At 49.4% G+C, this 17,748-nt stretch carries 12 protein-coding genes and 3 pseudogenes; 6 read left to right on the top strand and 9 right to left on the bottom strand.

Annotated features, from left to right (window positions below; genetic code table 11):
* Window positions 1-38: 38 nt before the first annotated feature.
* The 3 genes from uca to CLR69_RS04330 all read right to left on the bottom strand — a co-directional run bounded on the left by uca (window position 39) and on the right by CLR69_RS04330 (window position 6,664).
* Window positions 39-3,650, bottom strand: coding sequence for an urea carboxylase (uca, locus tag CLR69_RS04340; RefSeq protein ID WP_129711164.1), 3,612 nt, complete (start codon window positions 3,648-3,650; stop codon window positions 39-41).
* On the bottom strand, window positions 3,643-5,445 hold the full coding sequence (gene atzF / locus CLR69_RS04335) for an allophanate hydrolase (protein WP_129711163.1): 1,803 nt from the start codon (window positions 5,443-5,445) through the stop codon (window positions 3,643-3,645). The genes uca and atzF overlap by 8 nt, the downstream gene beginning before the upstream one ends.
* 211 nt (window positions 5,446-5,656) lie before the next feature.
* Complete coding sequence (locus CLR69_RS04330) at window positions 5,657-6,664, bottom strand: Gfo/Idh/MocA family protein (RefSeq protein ID WP_129711162.1); 1,008 nt, start codon at window positions 6,662-6,664, stop codon at window positions 5,657-5,659.
* Between the two features lie 148 nt (window positions 6,665-6,812).
* Between CLR69_RS04330 and CLR69_RS22835 the strand changes: the two genes are divergently transcribed.
* The gene (locus CLR69_RS22835; RefSeq protein WP_165345942.1) at window positions 6,813-6,989 is read left to right on the top strand and encodes a hypothetical protein; all 177 of its coding nucleotides are present in this window, start codon (window positions 6,813-6,815) and stop codon (window positions 6,987-6,989) included.
* 9 nt (window positions 6,990-6,998) lie between these two features.
* On the opposite strand, the gene CLR69_RS04325 is transcribed toward CLR69_RS22835, so the two are convergent.
* Window positions 6,999-8,750: a type III effector HrpK domain-containing protein gene (locus CLR69_RS04325; RefSeq protein WP_129711161.1), complete on the bottom strand. Its 1,752-nt coding sequence runs from the start codon at window positions 8,748-8,750 to the stop codon at window positions 6,999-7,001.
* A 948-nt stretch (window positions 8,751-9,698) separates the two neighbouring features.
* On the opposite strand from CLR69_RS04325, the gene CLR69_RS04320 reads away from it, so the two are divergent.
* The 3 genes from CLR69_RS04320 (at window position 9,699) to CLR69_RS04310 (ending at window position 13,193) form a co-directional block, all read left to right on the top strand.
* Window positions 9,699-10,517, top strand: coding sequence for an oligogalacturonate-specific porin KdgM family protein (locus CLR69_RS04320; RefSeq protein WP_129711160.1), 819 nt, complete (start codon window positions 9,699-9,701; stop codon window positions 10,515-10,517).
* Between the two features lie 131 nt (window positions 10,518-10,648).
* Window positions 10,649-11,401 (top strand): oligogalacturonate-specific porin KdgM family protein, encoded by a 753-nt coding sequence (locus CLR69_RS04315; protein WP_129708317.1) that lies wholly within the window; start codon window positions 10,649-10,651, stop codon window positions 11,399-11,401.
* Window positions 11,402-11,486: 85 nt separating this feature from the next.
* Window positions 11,487-13,193, top strand: a complete 1,707-nt coding sequence (locus tag CLR69_RS04310; protein ID WP_129711159.1) for a pectate lyase — start codon at window positions 11,487-11,489, stop codon at window positions 13,191-13,193.
* A 159-nt stretch (window positions 13,194-13,352) separates the two neighbouring features.
* On the opposite strand, the gene CLR69_RS04305 is transcribed toward CLR69_RS04310, so the two are convergent.
* From CLR69_RS04305 to CLR69_RS04285, 5 genes and pseudogenes are all read right to left on the bottom strand, one after another.
* Window positions 13,353-14,474, bottom strand: a complete 1,122-nt coding sequence (locus CLR69_RS04305) for an ABC transporter substrate-binding protein (RefSeq protein ID WP_129708323.1) — start codon at window positions 14,472-14,474, stop codon at window positions 13,353-13,355.
* Between the two features lie 434 nt (window positions 14,475-14,908).
* Window positions 14,909-15,655, bottom strand: a pseudogene (locus CLR69_RS23115) (carbon-nitrogen hydrolase family protein).
* Between the two features lie 423 nt (window positions 15,656-16,078).
* Entirely contained in the window at window positions 16,079-16,351 is a 273-nt protein-coding gene (locus tag CLR69_RS23110; protein ID WP_242451542.1) for a hypothetical protein, read from the bottom strand.
* 60 nt (window positions 16,352-16,411) lie between these two features.
* Entirely contained in the window at window positions 16,412-16,672 is a 261-nt protein-coding gene (locus CLR69_RS04290) for a hypothetical protein (protein WP_129711158.1), read from the bottom strand.
* Window positions 16,673-16,900: 228 nt separating this feature from the next.
* The gene (locus tag CLR69_RS04285; RefSeq protein ID WP_129711157.1) at window positions 16,901-17,188 is read right to left on the bottom strand and encodes a hypothetical protein; all 288 of its coding nucleotides are present in this window, start codon (window positions 17,186-17,188) and stop codon (window positions 16,901-16,903) included.
* A 197-nt stretch (window positions 17,189-17,385) separates the two neighbouring features.
* Between CLR69_RS04285 and CLR69_RS23290 the strand changes: the two are divergent.
* A pseudogene (locus tag CLR69_RS23290) lies at window positions 17,386-17,460 on the top strand (SymE family type I addiction module toxin); the annotation flags it as partial.
* Window positions 17,461-17,468: 8 nt separating this feature from the next.
* Window positions 17,469-17,594: pseudogene (locus CLR69_RS23345) on the top strand (helix-turn-helix domain-containing protein); the annotation flags it as partial.
* Window positions 17,595-17,748: the final 154 nt, after the last annotated feature.

Raw genomic sequence — 17,748 nt, 5'->3', positions numbered from 1 at the left:
CCGTTTATTCCAGCCGGTTCTTTATTCCAGCCAGTTCTTTATTCCAACCATAGTAAGGCATCACCAGGACTGACCGGACGCCCCGGCTGACAGCCGATGCGCTTCACTCGGCCAGACTGCGGCGCGCTAATCGTCAGTTCCATTTTCATCGCTTCAACGATGATCAGCGGCTGTCCGGCCTCAACTTCATCCCCTGCATTCACCAGCACTTTCCAGATATTGCCGTTCATATCTGCGCTGACCTGGAAGGCGTCTTCGTCTTCTACGGGAGCGATTAAAACCTCCTCCTGCGGCGTGCTGTCCTCCTCCTGCTGCCACAGCGCCACTTCGGTTTCAAATGCAGATGCCTGACGCTGGCGAAACGCAGCGATATCGTCGGCCTGTTCGGTCAGAAAACGCGTGTGTTCAGCGAAATCAAATTCGGTTTCCTCAATGTGGATCGCAGCACGTCCTTCGCGGAAATCCTCACGCAGCGCCGTTAGTTCGGTTTCGCTGACCGGATAAAACCGTACCTGATCGAAGAAGCGCAGCAGCCACGGTTCGCCCGCGATAAACTGATCGTTTTTGAGAAATTTGTTCCAGATCGGCAGCGTGCGTCCCACCAGTTGATAGCCGCCCGGCGAATCCATGCCGTAAATGCACATGTACATGCCGCCAATGCCAACCGTGCCTTCGGCTGTGAAGGTACGCGCTGGATTGTATTTGGAGCTCAACAGACGATGACGTGGATCGACCGGCACCGCACAAGGCGCGCCAAGATAAACGTCGCCCAGTCCCAGAATTAGATAACTGGCATCAAAAATGATGTCACGCACGTCATTACGGCTCGATAACCCATTAATACGCTGAATGAAATCGACGTTATTCGGTAGCCAAGGCGCGCTGGCACGTACGGTTTCACGGTAGCGTTCAACCGCACCGAGCGTGGCGCTGTCTTCAAACGCCATTGGTATATGGACGATGCGCGACGGTACTTTCATCTGGCTGACGTCGCCAAGCTGGTTTTCCAGATGGAGCAGCATGTCCAGTAGCGCACGCTGGCGGATAACCCGACTGTCATAACGCACCTGTAGCGAACGCACACCCGGCGACAGCTCTTCTATTCCCGCCGTCTCAGAAGCGCGGATCGCGATCATCAGCAAATGAATACGCAGTCGCAGCGCCAAATCGAGCACATTCTCGCCGTACTCGATCAGAACGTAGTTATCGCCAGCCTGACGATAGACGGCGGCTGGCGTGGTCGCTGTGGCTTGCACAGCGGCCAGTACCGTTGCGGAGCCGTGTTCTGTCACCGCCAGCGAGGGGACGTCAAACGCAGGCGTATGCGTCGCGCCCAGCGTAGAAACACAATCAGACTGCGCCTGTTCCAGTGCCAGCGCTTCCTCCGCACTGATGGGGTGGAAGCGGATACTGTCACCCGGCTTAACCTGGCCAACTTTCCACAGTTCCGCTTTGGCAATAGTGACTGGACAAACAAATCCGCCCAGACTCGGCCCATCTCGCGTGAGGATCACAGGGAAATCGCCGGTAAAATTCACCGCGCCGATAGCATATTCACAGTCGTGAACGTTGGAGGGATGTAAACCAGCCTCACCGCCGTTTTCCCTTGTCCAACTGGGCTTCGGCCCCACCAGACGTACGCCCAGTCGGTTCGAGTTGTAATGCACCTGCCATTCTGCTGCGAAAAACTCGTCGATCGCCGCGTGGGTAAAGAAATCCGGCGCACCGTGCGGGCCATAGAGCACGCCAATACGCCATTCGTTGCCATACTGCGGAATCAGTGCAGCATCCACAGCCTGTGGCGCGCTCACCGGAACAGGCGTGGTGCAGGCAGGCAATTCAGGTTGCGAAATACCCAGCATATCCGCTACTCGCAGCGTTCGTCCGGCATGACCACCAAATTCCCCGAGCGCGAACGTCGAGCGACTGCCGAGATACTGCGGCACATCAATACCGTTGCGTACCGCCAGATAGGTGCGACAGCCGGACTGTGCCCGCCCCAGCGTCAGCGTTTGCCCAGCGGTTACTGTAACAGGCTGCCAATAGGGCACGACATCTCCATCCAGCGTCGCTGGGCAGTCGGCGCCCGTCAGCGCAATCACCGCAGTACTGTGGAACCGCAGCGTTGGCCCTTGCAGCGTAAATTCCAGCCCTGCCGCAGCCTCATCGTTACCGACAATGCGGTTCGCCAGACGGAACGCGAAATCGTCCATCGGGCCAGATGGCGGCACACCAATATCCCAATAACCGAGGCGTCCGGGGTAATCCTGCACGCTGCTCCAGGTGCCAGGTTGGATGACCTCAATCACTGACGCGGACGGCGTAAAGCTGTCAAGCATCCGCGTCCACACCGTTCCGCGGCGGAACGCGTCGGTAGTGATAATCTGGCGTAGATAATCCAGATTGGTGGCAATACCGTGCAAACGCGTGGCATTCAGCGCCTGCTGCATCTTCTCCAGCGCCAGCTCACGGGTTTCTGCGTGGACGATGAGTTTGGCAATCATCGGATCGTAATACGCCGACACCTCGGTGCCGGTGCTTACCCAGCCATCGACCCGCACGCCTTCGGGAAACATCACCTCGGTCAGTACGCCGGGGCTGGGTTGGAAATTTTTCAGCGGATCTTCCGCATAGAGTCGTACTTCAATCGCGGCACCGTGCGGTGTCTGCGTCAATGTCGCCCAGTCCAGCGGTTCATCTGCCGCAACGCGCAGCATGCATTCGACCAAATCCAGCCCGGTGACACACTCCGTCACCGGATGCTCAACCTGCAAACGAGTATTTACTTCGAGGAAAAAGAACGCGTCGCGTTCGGCGTCGTAAATAAACTCTACCGTCCCCGCGCTGCGGTAACTAACCAACTCACCGAGCTTCACCGCCGAAGCTAACAGCGCCGCCCGCGTAGTTTCTGGCAAATGCGGTGCAGGCGTTTCTTCCACTACTTTCTGGTTGCGCCGCTGCAATGAACAATCACGTTCACCCAGCGCCACCACACGACCTTTACCATCGCCAAAAATCTGTACTTCTACATGGCGCGCCCGATCGATGCAGCGTTCGAGAAACACGCCTGCATCGCTAAAGAACTGCTCTCCCAAACGACGCACGCTCTCCCACGCGGCCTGTAACGCAGCGGCATCGGCACAGCGCGTCAGGCCGATCCCCCCGCCACCGGCGGTACTTTTCAGCATCACCGGATAGCCGATCTCCTCTGCCGCAGCCAACGCGGCCTCCAGCGAGGCCAGCAGCGGCGTCCCCGGCGTCATCGGCACACCGGCGGCAGCGGCCAATTCACGGGCGCGGTGCTTCAGGCCAAATTCACCAATTTGCTGCGCGGTTGGCCCAACAAACACAATACCGGCCTTCTCACACGCGGCGGCAAACGGCAGGCTCTCGGATAGAAAACCGTAACCCGGCCAGATCGCTTCTGCTCCCGTCTGCTGTGCAGCCGCCAGAACTTTATCGATGCACAAATAGCTATCGCTGGCCTTTTCCCCACCAATCGATACGGCGATATCGGCATCTTTCACATGCTGCGCATTTTTATCTGCATCGGAATAAATCGCCACGCTGGTAATCCCCAAGCGCTTTAGCGTGCGCATCGCGCGACAGGCGATCTCACCTCGGTTGGCAATTAATACGGTCTTAAACATGGGACGCCTCCTGATGGGCGAGCCAATGACGCCAGCCGCCGAACGCGGTGATATCGGTGGCATCGCTCAGCGCGGCCGGTTCGCAAATAAAGCCTTTAACCTGTCGTCCGTCGGCTAACGTCAGGGTGCCAATACCCAACGGGGCCGGAATCTCTGCGACAAACTCACCAAAACGCGCCAGAGGGATATCCCACAGTTCGACGGTGATCGCCGCACCCTCGCTGCTTTTTGCTAAACCGGGCTTGGCAGGTTGCGTATTCGCCAGCGCATAAAGGCGATAATTTTCCGCCGTGCGCGTCTCTTCGATTCTTACCGCATCACGGTTAGTCAGTTGATGATTCAGCGGCATGCCCGTCAGGTGTGCGCCGACAACGGCAAGGCGGACGTGTAATGTGGAAGGCGGTAATGTGGCCGCGCTGGCAGGCAGCGCTTTTCCTGTCGCGCCCAATGTAAGTGCGAGCTGTGCTTGCCAGCGCTGGCCAAAGCTCGCTAATGCACGGTCGTGCCACGCGGGCGCAATCAGCGTGATACCCGCAGGTAAACCGTCGCCACGGAAAGGGGCAGGCAGCGCCAGTGCCGAAAGATCGGCCAGATTGGTAAAGTTGGTATAGATTCCCAACTGGGAGTTGTTACGCACCGGCTCCCGTTTCATCGCCTCACGCGTGTGGATGGTCGGCGAGGTCGGCACAACTAACGCATCGAATAAGGCCAGCGTCTGCTGAATCTGGCGCGCCAATTCGGCCCGCAGGTATTCGGCTTTGAAAGCATCCACCGCACTAAATCGCTCACCGCTCGCCACAATACCGTGAACTACCGGATCCATCCGTTCTGGCTGGCGCAGCATATCGCCAACCGCCACCGTACGTTCCGCCACCCAAGGGCCTTGGTAAAGCTGCTCTGCCAACTGTGTGAATATACTGAAATCGATGGGGTGCAGTGTCGCCCCCGTCGCCTCTAATTCAACCAGCGCAAGCTGCCATGCAGCCTGTGCGACGGCATCATCAAAAAAGATCGGATCGCTGGGAATAGCAACGCGCGGTTTTTCCGGCAGCAAGGCTGGCGCACTCCCCGGATGACTACGCGAATAAGCATCTGCGGCATCGTATCCGCCAGCCAGTTCTGCGACGGTAAACGCATCTTCGACGGTCAGCGCAAATACGGAAATCGTGTCATTCAGGCGACAGGCTGGCACCACGCCGCTTGCCGATAGCCACCCTTTCGTCGGCTTCAGCCCGACGATATTGTTAAACCCAGCGGGAACACGCCCCGATCCAGCGGTGTCGGTGCCTAATGAAAAGGCGACCAGTCCCCGCGCCAGCACCGAGGCCGATCCTGAACTGGAACCACCGCTGATATAGTCCGCATTGAAGGTGTTTGGTACTTCACCAAACGGTGAACGCGTACCGACCAAACCAGTAGCAAACTGATCGAGGTTGGTTTTACCGACAACCACTGCGCCTGCCGCTTTTAATTTGGCAACGGCAGTCGCATCTTTATCGGCCAGATAGGTAAATGCCGGACACGCCGCGCTCGTCGGCCAGCCTGCAACATCAATATTGTCTTTAACAGCAAAGGGAACGCCGAACAACGGCAGCGCATCTGGATTTTCACGATATAGGGGCAGCATTGCCGCGATCTGCGCCTCTAGCAGCTCAGGTGTCGCCAGCACGATCCACGCCGGATCGTCCGTCGAGAAGCGAGCAAGCAGCGCATTTAGCGTTTCGCTTACGCTATCGGCCTGCTGTTGGTAATGCTGTTTCCATTCCTGAAGCGTGAGTCCCGTCATTCTTGGCATAGTGTGAATCCCATCTGGTATACAAGATTGAATTCACTAAAGCGAAAACCATGCCAGTTTTCACTTCATTGATTTATATGACATTAAATGAAATGGCTTTATTAGCATGCACAGAAAAGGAACAACCGTGCGCCATCGCGGAGCACGGTTGTTATAGATAGGTTGTTAATAAAATAAGTTGTTATAGGGGTAACTCGCGGAAAATACCGTATCAGGCAATCGTCTTCGCCGCCTGCTGCGCCAGAATTGACAGCTCTGTCGCTTTGAAGATATGCGACTGCGACATTGCATTTTCAGTGCGCTCACGGCAGTCACGCAGAAAGTCAGGAAAAAAGGTGCGTTCTACGCTGTTTGCTGGGGTAAAACGCTGCTCTCCGTCGCTATTTACCAGATAAACGACGTTACTTTCACCGCGCGTGAGGTCGACATATTTCCTGATTTCGATGTAACCTTCCGTCCCTAAAATCGTCAGACGACCGTCACCCCAGACACTCAGCCCATCCGGTGTAAACCAGTCACAGCGGAAATATCCCGTTGCCCCATTGTCACCCAGCAGCATCGCATCGCCAAAATCCTCAAAATCAGGATGGTGCGGGTGGTGATAATTCGCCGTTTGGCTGATCACCACGCGTGCATCAGTATTGCCAGTAAAATAGAGAAATTGCTCAATTTGATGGATGCCGATATCGCAGAGGATCCCGCCGTACTGACGCTTTTGATAAAACCAGTCAGGCCGCGCGCCGCGTTCACGATGTGGGCCGACGCCCATTGTCTGAATCACTCGCCCGATTTCGCCCCGTTGCACCAGTTCACCGGCAAACAGCGCGCTATCCACATTGATGCGTTCATTAAAGTACACGGCAAACTTGCGGCCAGTTTCCGCGACCCGACGTTGAACGGCATCCAACTGTTCCAACGTGGTCAGCGGCGGTTTCGCCGTAAAAAAATCCTTGTCCGCATCCAGCGTGCGCAGCGCCAGTTCGGCTCTGTCACAGGGAATCACCGCACAGGCGATGAGATCGATAGACGCATCGGTAATCAGCTGTTCCGCAGAAGCGGCAAAAGGAACGGAAGGGAAAAGCGAGGTAAATTTTGCCCGATTATCTGGGTCGGATTCAAATACGCCAACCAGCTCAGCGCCAGCATCAATGAGTTGCTGACACATGTCATAAATGTGGTTGTGTGCCAATCCAATCGCTGCAAACCGAATCTTTTTCATTTTCACCTCTACCGATCTCGCTATGCCGAGTCACTACAATAGAGTGGAAGCAAGGCTGGCTAAAGACAAAAGCCGCGCAACACGTTAGAATTTTCCCTGTTTTTTTAACATACACACATTTTTTGCAACGCAACCAAGAAAAATAGCCATGAAAAGAAAACGTATTCTGATTCCCCTCCTCATTCTGATCCTGTTTGTGCTCTATCTGAATCGCGATGCGTTGAATCCTTTTGCACCAGACTGCAAAAACCTGCCAGCGAATCAACCGAAGCCAGAAGAGTGTAAAAAACCGGTCAAAGAAGTTGCACCCGGTTTTGAGATTTAAGCTGACGCCTTAGCGCGGTTTAGGGATATTGAACTGTTCCAGTACGGGATTAACCGTCTTGGCAAAATCTTCCCGCCGATGTTTGAGTTTGCTTTTGGCGTTGAAGAAATTGACCAATTCCGCAATTCCCATACCAATACTGAGCGCCCCGCTCACGGCCCAACCTACTGGACCTGCGGCTGCGCCAACGGCAGAGGCTGCCGCTGCACCCGCGGCTTCACCCGCGATAGCGCCAACCACTTTCCCGGCAATCGCAGCCCCCGCTTTACCCGCCAGACCAATGGCCGTTTTACTCCCCGCAGCCTTGGTTAAATCCTCTGCATGCAGTGACGATTTGGCAAAGTTCATCACACTGCGTCCGGCATCTTTCACCGCTTGCGCATCGCTTTTTGCTCCTGAACCTGGATGAGACGAAACTGAAAGCGAAGTATCAAGCCCAACAGATCGCGGTGTGCTTGGTGACTCCGCCGCCAAACGTTGGCTTATTGCCGCCTGCGCTAACAGTGGGTCGGACAGTAAAATGGTGTTTATCTCGCGCGGCACCGCTCGCTCAAAATGCTGAATCACATCTCCGTCTTTTTGTAGCGCCTCAATACGTTGGTTCAGCACCTTTTCCGTTTCTTCAGTGTTCCGGTATTCGCGCCCTGCCATCACTTGTTCCAGCGTCTGTTGCAGTTTGACCAGCGTCGCCGATTTTTGCGCTCCGCTGTACTGCTGCGGCTGGGTAAAAACAGCATCATTCAGCTTGCTGATATCTGTTTTTGCCGCCAGCCCTAACGCTGCTGCATTGTGCAGCGTATCCTCCGCTTCCTGACGGTTTGTCGGGGCCTGTTCACGAATCCAGCTTTTCATGTCCTTCATCATCAGCTTGCCATCGTGCGGAACTCGCGCCAGCTTCTCGCCTTTAACATCTGCATGCTCCAGGATCCCGAATAATCCCGGATTCGACCACAGTTTAGCTGCCGCTTTAAGCTGAGGTGACAACGTCGGGTTATTAGTTATGATTGCGTTCAAATCGGCCAGCGTACTGGTGCTATCGTTCTGCTGCGGTGGGGAATCCGTGTAGGATTTTTTGGGATCGGCTGCATTAAGCAACGGCTCATTAGCCAGCAAAAGCGCCGAAGATTGTACTAACCGCAGTGACTGTGCATCGGCTGCCGGGTTTTTAGCCTGATATTCCCTCACCGCGTGGCTGGCATCGCTCGCGCGACGTTCCATATTTTTAATAAAGGATTTGGTATCTCGATTCGAGATATGTCCGTCCGCTCTGCCGCCATCTTTTGCCGTATCCATCGCCGTGTAGATGGCAGGATTTTCACGCAGATAGACCCGGGCTTTTTCCGCGCTGACACCGCCATCCTGTAGCATTTTCGCTGCGGCCAGCGGACGGTTCAATTCCTTTGCCGCCTTCTCACGTTCGTTTTCCGGCAGATCGCTCAGCAGTGCCGACCACTTTTCCAATGCCGTCGCGTTACTATGTTCAGAGCTATCGATCGCCTGAAGATCAACGAGAGGTTTCGGCTCCGCAATCAGCGAACTGTCTGCAATCTGCATGGGTGGCTGCACACGCGTGGGTGCCATCGTTATCAAATCAGAGGAAGTCGGTGGCATGCTAGACGGCACATCACCAAAATCGATAGAGCGCGAACTCGACCGCGCAGTGGGTAATGCGGCATGTTGCCCACGTTCTCTGTTGGCTTCTGCGCCATACGCAGGCACAGCGTTTCCCCAACTACTTTTGCTCTCAATACGGTTGATCATTGGCGTCCCCATTCTGCTGTCATCAGACTTAATAAACGGATGTACCGCGTCACTCGAGCACAGAAAGGCCTGCAAACGCGCCGATCGCAGCATGACGGAGTATCTATACCCTAAATAATTCGAGTTGCGTGACAAAACGCTAGCGTTTTGAACAACGCCAAAGCGTTGGCCCTTTAGGGCAAGACTCATACGCGGCAACCGCACGAATCCCCAGGAGCTTACATAGGTAAGTGATTGGGGTGAGTAAGGGAAGACAACGCACAAGCAGCTTGAAGTATGACGGGTATAAGGATGAGTGGCGTGAAAATGGGATTGGTTCCCTAAAAATCTTCAGGGATATTTGATGGCTGTCGATTACTTATTCATTTTATAGGAGTGTCACTTCCAGAAAATTATTTTCGAACTTGTGGTTGAAGTAATACAGACAACAGGTCAGTTGTTGTTCGATTACATATCACTATCATCTTTAACGTTCAAGAGATACATCCCTCAACCTGACAACAAAGATCCCTACTATACCTACTCCCTTCTCTTACAATAATCAGACGAAATGATTACAAAAAATTTCAAAGAGTAACCAAATGTGTGATCAACATAAATGAAACAGTGTTTCCTTTTCACCATAATGCCACACAGAGCCTAATTATCAAGTTTACTGATTAATTAGATTGACGCGTAAAAGGTAAAAATTATCGACACTCACTCATCAGCATAAGCCATTTTGCTGATTGAAATACTCATAAGCAAGACCGTATATAAGGAGTGGTTTATGAATTGATAGATCTTGATGTACCAGGGAGAACGCCCTGTCTGACATTTATTAATGGCGTCATCATCATTCCTGGTGATTCTATTTTTACGCCCAAAAAATGACATCAACTGTCTGGTTTTAAAGATAGAGACTGCACTCGCCAAAAATATTATTTATTCAAAAAAGAGAAAGACAGAATGAAAATATACACACGTAACCTACTTATCGTTTGTGCCGGATTCGCCCCTTTCCTTACCCAGGCAGAAACCGACGGCAAAACCACTTTCCAATATGAACATAACTGGAAGACGGAAGACCGCCGCCACTCAGATTCCATCAAACTCATTCATAAGAAAACAGACGGCTGGTCGTACGAAGTCAAATTCAGTACGTCTGCGGGCGGAAACAGCAATTACGACGTTGCCTATGATGACATGCAGGGTGGCTCAGGCGGCATGGTGATTGGTAAGGACTTCAAGCTAAGCAAGGCCGCAACCTTGACTCCTAGCTTCGAGTTCTCCATCGGGAATGCCTCCATGATGTATCAGCCGGGGCTAAAATATAACTATCGGATCAACGGCGACTGGTCCACTTATGGTCGCTATCGCTACGAATATAAAAAACCTACTCGTAGTTCACGTTATTCGACCATTTCCACGTCAGATAAATATGGTTACGCAGGGGAATCTTATTTATCAAAATCTGACACAGGGCGCCACCGTCTGGATGCAGGGGTAACCTATTCCGGGTTTGATAATATTAGCCTGACTTACGTTTTTAACTACTATATCGGTGATAACACCACCAAATCGTATAAATATAGCAAGGGTGAATTCACAGAAAGAGAATATGCTGTTTATGACAACGGTAAAACGGACTATGAGCATCAGTTCAAAGTTCAATATAAGTTAAACAAACAGCTAACTCCTTACATTGAGTATGATGATATTAGTCAATCCAGCACATCATCAAGCCGCCAAGGGAAAATCAAGGTTGGTTTCAACTACGTTTTCTAAGAAACGCAGGATTTTATAAAGAAAAAAGTCCGTATTTCGTATCGCGTTGATGAAAAATAAATCCATGAATACATTTTTGTCTATCAGCGCACAGTTTTCATAATTAACGAACAATATTAATGGTGCCCATAATGAAAAAACGCTACCTTGTGGCCGGTATTCTCTTTGCCCAAATTTATGCTATATCCGCCTCAGCCTCTGATACCAAACTCAGCTATGAACATAGTTGGGGAACAATGAATCGCTATCACGGTGATGAAATTGGTATGCGGCATTTTATGGATAATGGCCTGTACGTCGGCGTTGAACTGAATTTTTATAATAAGAATAAAGATCTGACCATCGATGATGTCGTCTCGAATTCTTATGCTTTTTATACCGGTTATGCCTATAGCTTAACGCCCGAATTAACACTGACGCCTAATCTGGAAGCGCGCTTCTACTCCGGCGGCACCAGCGGTGAAGGCACAGTGGGTAACATCGGTGATAGCCAAACTTCCGGTGCACGCTATACGCCGGGCTTAAAACTAACCTGGGCTGTTACGGATAAGACGGATCTTCATGCGCAATATCGCTATGACCTCAGAAAAATCACCCGCAGCAAGCGCACTAACACGGATGATGACACCCACCGTCATCGCTATGAAGCAGGCGTTGCCTATAAAGGCTTTGATAACTTCACGCTGGCGTACACCGCTTACTACTATCACGCGGATTACGTGCTGCAAAACAACAAAAAGCATGACTATCAGCAGGACTTCGACGTGTCTTACACCATCAACGACAACTGGACGGCACACGTTGGCGTCGAAGATGTCGCTAGCGGGCGCGATGTGAAATCGCGTGAAGGAAAAGGCAAAGTCGGCTTCACCTATACCTTCTAACGACGGCTTACTGCTACGCAATGTTTCTCGGGGATCCTGTTAATCAAGCAGGATCCCTTTATTACAAGCTATACAGGTAGATAACATGAAAAGATTTGCGCTATCGCTCCTTGCCGGTCTAGTCGCTTTACAGGCCAGCGCTGCTACACCAGACCGTCTCACCATCGTCAATCAGTATGTTGACAACGTGCTGGCGAAAGCTGGTGACCATTATCACGGCCAATCATCTACACCACTGCTTGCTGATGGCGTCGATCCACGTACTGGCAAACAGATGGAGTGGATCTTCCCTGATGGACGTCAGGCCGTATTATCCAACTTCTCCGCTCAGCAGAACCTGATGCGTGTGCTGGTTGGGCTCAGCAACCTGAGCGGCAACGCCAGCTATAAGCAGCGTGCCGAAGCAATTGTGAAGTACCATTTTCAACATTATCAGGATGAGAGCGGCCTACTGATTTGGGGTGGCCACCGCTTTGTTGATTTAAAAACGCTGCAACCAGAAGGCCCGAGCGAAAAAGAGATGGTGCATGAACTGAAAAATGCCTATCCCTACTACGATTTGATGTTCAGCGTCGATAAAGACGCGACCGCGCGCTTTATTCGCGGTTTCTGGAATGCGCACGTTTATGACTGGAAGATTATGGAAACCAGTCGCCACGGTAAATACGGGCAAAAAATGGGCGCACTCTGGCAAAGCCCGTTTGAGCAACAGCCCCCTTTCTTTGCCACCAAAGGCCTCAGCTTCCTGAATGCCGGTAACGATCTGATCTATTCCGCATCGCTGCTGTATAAATACAATAAAGAAGATGGCGCACTGGTCTGGGCAAAACGTCTGGCGCAGCAGTATGTTCTGCCACGGGATAAAGCAACCGGACTCGGCGTATATCAATTTACGCAGGCGCTGAAACGCGATGAAACCACCGACGATGCGGATACGCATTCCAAATACGGCGATCGCGCCCAGCGTCAATTTGGCCCAGAGTTCGGCCCGACTGCGTTGGAAGGCAATATGATGCTGAAAGGACGCACCAGCACGATCTATTCTGAAAACGCGCTCATGCAGATCCAACTAGGCAAAGATTTAGGTGCACAAGGCAAAGAATTACTGACGTGGACAACCGACGGCCTGAAAGCCTTCGCTAAATATGCCTACAACGAGTCCGACAACACGTTCCGTCCGATGCTGGCTAACGGCAAAGATCTTTCCAACTACGTTCTACCGCGTGACGGCTACTACGGTAAAAAAGGCACGGTGATCAAGCCTTATGCCGCGGACAATTCGTTCCTGCTTTCGTATGCTCGCGCCTATACCGTTTCACCGGACGCTGAACTGTGGCGTGTTGCACGCGGTATCGCTGGCGCAGAGGGACTGGGTGAATTAGGTTCAGCGCCGGGTAAAGACGTCAAAGTTGATCTCGCTACCAAAAACAACGATCCCTATGCCCTGTTTGCACTGCTGGATCTGTATCAGGCGAGCAAAGTGAAAGACTATTTGTCGCTGGCAGAAAAAGTGGGCGATAACATTATCAGCACACGTTATAAAAATGGCTTCTTCATGGCCGATCCCAACAGGCAGTATGCTGATGTCGATACTATCGAGCCTTATGCTCTGTTAGCATTGGAAGCTGCGGTACGCAATCAGCCACAGTCCGTTGCCCCGTTCCTGAATGGCGCAGGCTTTACCGAAGGCGGTTACCGCATGGAAGACGGTTCAACGCGTGTGTCTACTCGCGATAATGAACTCTTCCTGCTGAACGTTGGTGAAACATTGAAACCAAACAACAAGAAATAAGCGTTAATCTTCAATAAGCCAATGGCGGCTCATCGCCATTGGTCATCTCCTGTAGCCCTCTCAACGATTCATTCACAATGCTGCCCACTTAACGTGAGCAGCATTAATCATTCCAAAAAGCGGTTAATTAAAGGCACGATCAGTTAAGCAAAGGTACTATCAGTTAACCAAAGGTACTGTCGGCCGTGGGCCAAGCCAGCCCGGAGTAGGTTCTCCTTTGGCTTCCCCCACATACAGGCTCAGCTGTGCGCGAAAACGTTCTACCGCACCACGGTCGTACATGAAATCAGCAAAAGCCTGAGGACGCGTGTTACGGTATTCCCAGATATGTTTGTAACCCACTGGCGGCTCAACATCGGTACGTACTGACCACATACGTGAAACCTGAGTCTGCGTTTGCGGATCCAGTACCCAACTCAGATACAGCTTGGCGCTTTCTGGGTGTTTAGCCTGCTTGAAGATAGCTGCACGTTGCGCCCAGGAGACAAACGGATCGGATTTCGGCAGAACAAAGCGGGTTACAGCATCGGCTGCCGGAACGAGCGCGCCGGAACTGGTAAACGTTGCGCTGTATTTTCCTGTCGCGATCTCAGCCCCAGGTACGTTAGTTCCACGTACGTAGACAGGATCCTGCTCCTGCAATTTTTTAACAAAATCCCAGCCGTATTTATCTACGGCCAGTTTGTACCAGAACAGCACGGCATCGTCGTCGTTAGGATAGGCCAGAATCAAATTGCCTCTCAGACTGGGACGAAGATAGTCATTGGCTTCGCGCGGCCAGGATTTTTCATCCAGAAGCTGGGTGTTGACCAGATTGCTGAATGCAATAACATAAGCCCCAGTCCAGGCACCATCCGCATCACGAAATTCCGGGTAGATTTTGTCCCAGCCACGTGCCTTGTAATTCAGAAGCACGCCTTCCTTTTTCCAGCGTGGAAAATTCTGCACCGTTTGCAGCTGCACCACATCAGGAATCAGGGTGTCGGTCGCCAGTTGATTATCGATACGGGCATCATGGTATTTGCTGTAATCGACAATCACATTCAGTTTCATGCCAGGAAAACGCGTCTCAAATGCTCGCTTGAAGCCTGCCTGCTGTGACTGCACGTCACCACCGGCATAGACGGTTACGGTTCCACCTTCTCTCAACGCACTCTGATAGATTTGATCCAGTGAGCGCGTCTCAATTTCTACGCCCGCTTGACTTTGTCCAACGCTGAGACCGGCCATCATCGCCAACATCAGCACTGTTTTCTTCAGATACTTCCCAGTGTATTGCATTGTGATTTCCTTCACTTAATGAATAAAACCCGCGCCGACAAACGACAACTATTAGCCGTTGAAACGGCAACGGAACGACCAGCGAATCGTGAGTACCGACGCGCAGGATTGGATCGACGATGATATCGTCAAAAACAAAGTCGGAATGAAAGCACATGAGCATTCGCCATTATATCTTCCGCCCAAACACAAATAACCATAATCAATAAGTGGTCTTTGGTTGTGAGTTTACAGGATTAAATAAAAATACATACGAAGAAAAAAAGAACAATATAGTTAAAAATATTGAATGGATAAGATAGGGAATTATTCTATTTAGTGTGAACTAAACAGAGAGAGGTAGGAATTCAGAGGGGACGACATGGAACCATTTCGCTTTTATAATGATTTCAACTTTAATAATACCACTTATAAATAATGGCAACGTCAGGATATTAGGGTTGTGATAAAAGATCCCTCTCAATTATCGTCACCTTATCTGTTTCAGTATCCAGAATCAGCAAGGCCTCTTGTGTCGCATTAGCTTGTATAAGAAGTCTTCCCTCGCTATCCCAAATCGCCGACTGCCCTGCACAGATAAAATTATCTGCATGACCAACAGCATTCGACATCAGAATAAACATGTCATGCTTTCTGGCAATCTCAGGATAATGTACATAAGCCCGCACCACGCCATTAGATGATTTTGCCACACTCGCAACATACAGATCAGCGCCCAAGTTTGCAGCCTCAAGAGCATGAACCGACTGCAAAGACTCATAACATATTGCAGGTACAATCAACTTATCTTCAACGCTAACCGTCGCTTGTTGTATGCCTTGTTTAAAAAAAGGCATTTCATCAGGATGGAGTAACTGCTTTGAATAAAATAACGTCTATTTTTCAGGTTGAAAAATAATCATCGTTATCTTTATTCCATCACTAAATTTTACGGGATAACCTACCACAATAGAAATACCATATTCATCACTCATAGACTGAAAGGTATCAAAGTTTATTTCGTCAGATGGTAATGCTAATTTTTCAGCGAGCGAGGGTTCATAGCCACTTAATGAGAGTTCAGGAAAGAAAATGATATCAACAAAATGTTTCGCTGCTGTAACGATCATACTCTGATGTCTTTTAATATTGTCATCAACATTACCAGGGACCGATTCCACTTGAGCGACGCAAATTTTCATTATGATACCTTGTTCTTGTAGTGAATAATATTACAGGGGTTTTATATCACGTAATGTCAATAATAGAAAATATGAAATATTTATAGCGATGGGGAATTTAAATAATCCCTGCGTTTAAATAAATGACAAAACATCGGTGTTTCACAAAGGGGCGAACGGCACCGAATACACTGCCAATATTCTGCAAGGCCCCGGTTCACAGCCGTTGAAAACGTCACTTTCCAGATGTCTTTTCGCATCATCAAAAGAAGCCAGCAGGCAGTGCTCATTGACGTTCAACTCTTCCGCCATGTGGTTACAGGATAAGTAGGAGCACTCTGGTGATTGCTCAAGGTGAAAAGAGACAATATCAAAACCCTGCAATAATTTTTTCTCTGGTATCTTCACATTGGTGTCAAAAGACGCTTCCGGCTCGAACAGACTCTATTCTAATTTATCTTCATCATACTGATACTCGTATGCCTCGTAATAAAACATCGTAGTATCACTCATATCAATCCCTTCCTCTTTTGCCAGAGAATAAATCAGATCCGGCGAATTAAACAGCCAGTATCCGTTATGATGCCAGAACTGAATATATTCAAAAAAGGCATCAGAGACACAACAACTCACCGAGTAAATATCGTTTACTTTATCGGTTTTAAGCCAATCTGGCTTCACCGAGACTATTTTAGATAAATATCCAATTGGGATCATATCACTTCGTTCCTTTGTGTTCTTTATTATCGTTTTATACAGCCTATTAATTATAAATTTTTATTTTGGATAGGAAATCGCAACTTTATACTCATCACATATAAATCCTTCATCAGCTTCATTATGAGGAGTTCTAGCTGTGGAGAAATACCTTAATGTTGGTTCTTGGTTTTTTATTTTAAAGCATAGTTGTTGAGACATTTTTTTAGAAAAAAACACTACCGTCACAAAATCCTCAAATCCATCTGAGATCTCCTTTACTGGGTTCCCTTCGATGATTGACAAACTGATGGCATGATTTATATGAGGAGACTTTGTCATTTAACATCCTTATTTATAATATAAATAAACCACTTTCGTAAAATTGAATATCATTCAACATCATAGCAGAAACCCAACAAAAAATGTAAGCCTTCAAAAATTATTTAAAACGGCATTTTTAATACCATCTATTTTTTGACATTAGCAAAAATCAATTAACTGAAAAGTCATATTCGCTTATCTTTTTATCGATAAGGATGATGCCATCATAACAGGGGTAATTATAATTCAATATTTATTAAATAATGGTTTTTTTAAAATAGCGCAGACCTTATCAGTTATTAGGTCTATATTTCCACCATATTGCCCCCTATCTGCCATCATTCTAAAATCGCTCATAATATTCTTACTGATGTTACACATTCTATTAACATCTCTATTTTCAAGTATATTGACTGCCTTTCTCAAACAAGAATAGGCAGACTCACTACATCCATCATTCTTCAAATAAATAATAACTTGATCTAGCAAAATTATTAATTTATTCATATCGTCCATATCATTGTCTGTTAACAACTCGATTTCCTCTTGTTAATTTATTTAGGGATTTATATTTAACCTCATCATAAGTATAAATTTTACCTATCTTTCCATCTCGTACTTATTTTATTAAATCTGCTGAGTAGTTTCTTGATAAGAATATTTTCCCTACCTCATCGCTATATTTCGGATTAGCATCTACATGATATAATACGCTATTACACCAAAGTCCCAGCCAGCACCTCAAAGGTGACTGGCTAGAAACTGCGGGATTTGGGACGGATACTCCGATCATCGCCACCGTTTAGCAAGATCAACTGCTGATGATTTGGTATTTCAGTTTGAGGCCGTCAGCAAGATGTCCGAAGAAAAGCGCCGTATTATCAAGGCGAACTGGATGATACTGAAGTACCAAGCTAAACAGATTACTAAACGCGGTTAGAACAGGCGGTAACCAGTCCCTGCTACTTATCACAACCAACTAAAAGAGGTAGTTAATCATGGCTTAACGCGATTTGAAGTCAGAACCCCGCTCAACTGAAGTAAAAGAGCCCCAGCGGCATGACACCGTCGGTTACGCCCCCAATGGCGGCAAA

The sequence above is a fragment of the Pectobacterium zantedeschiae genome (genome assembly GCF_004137795.1).
In the GTDB taxonomy this organism is placed as follows: domain Bacteria; phylum Pseudomonadota; class Gammaproteobacteria; order Enterobacterales; family Enterobacteriaceae; genus Pectobacterium; species Pectobacterium zantedeschiae.
Note: the sequence above shows the minus strand (reverse complement) of the source record. Positions and strands in the feature narration are given on the sequence as shown.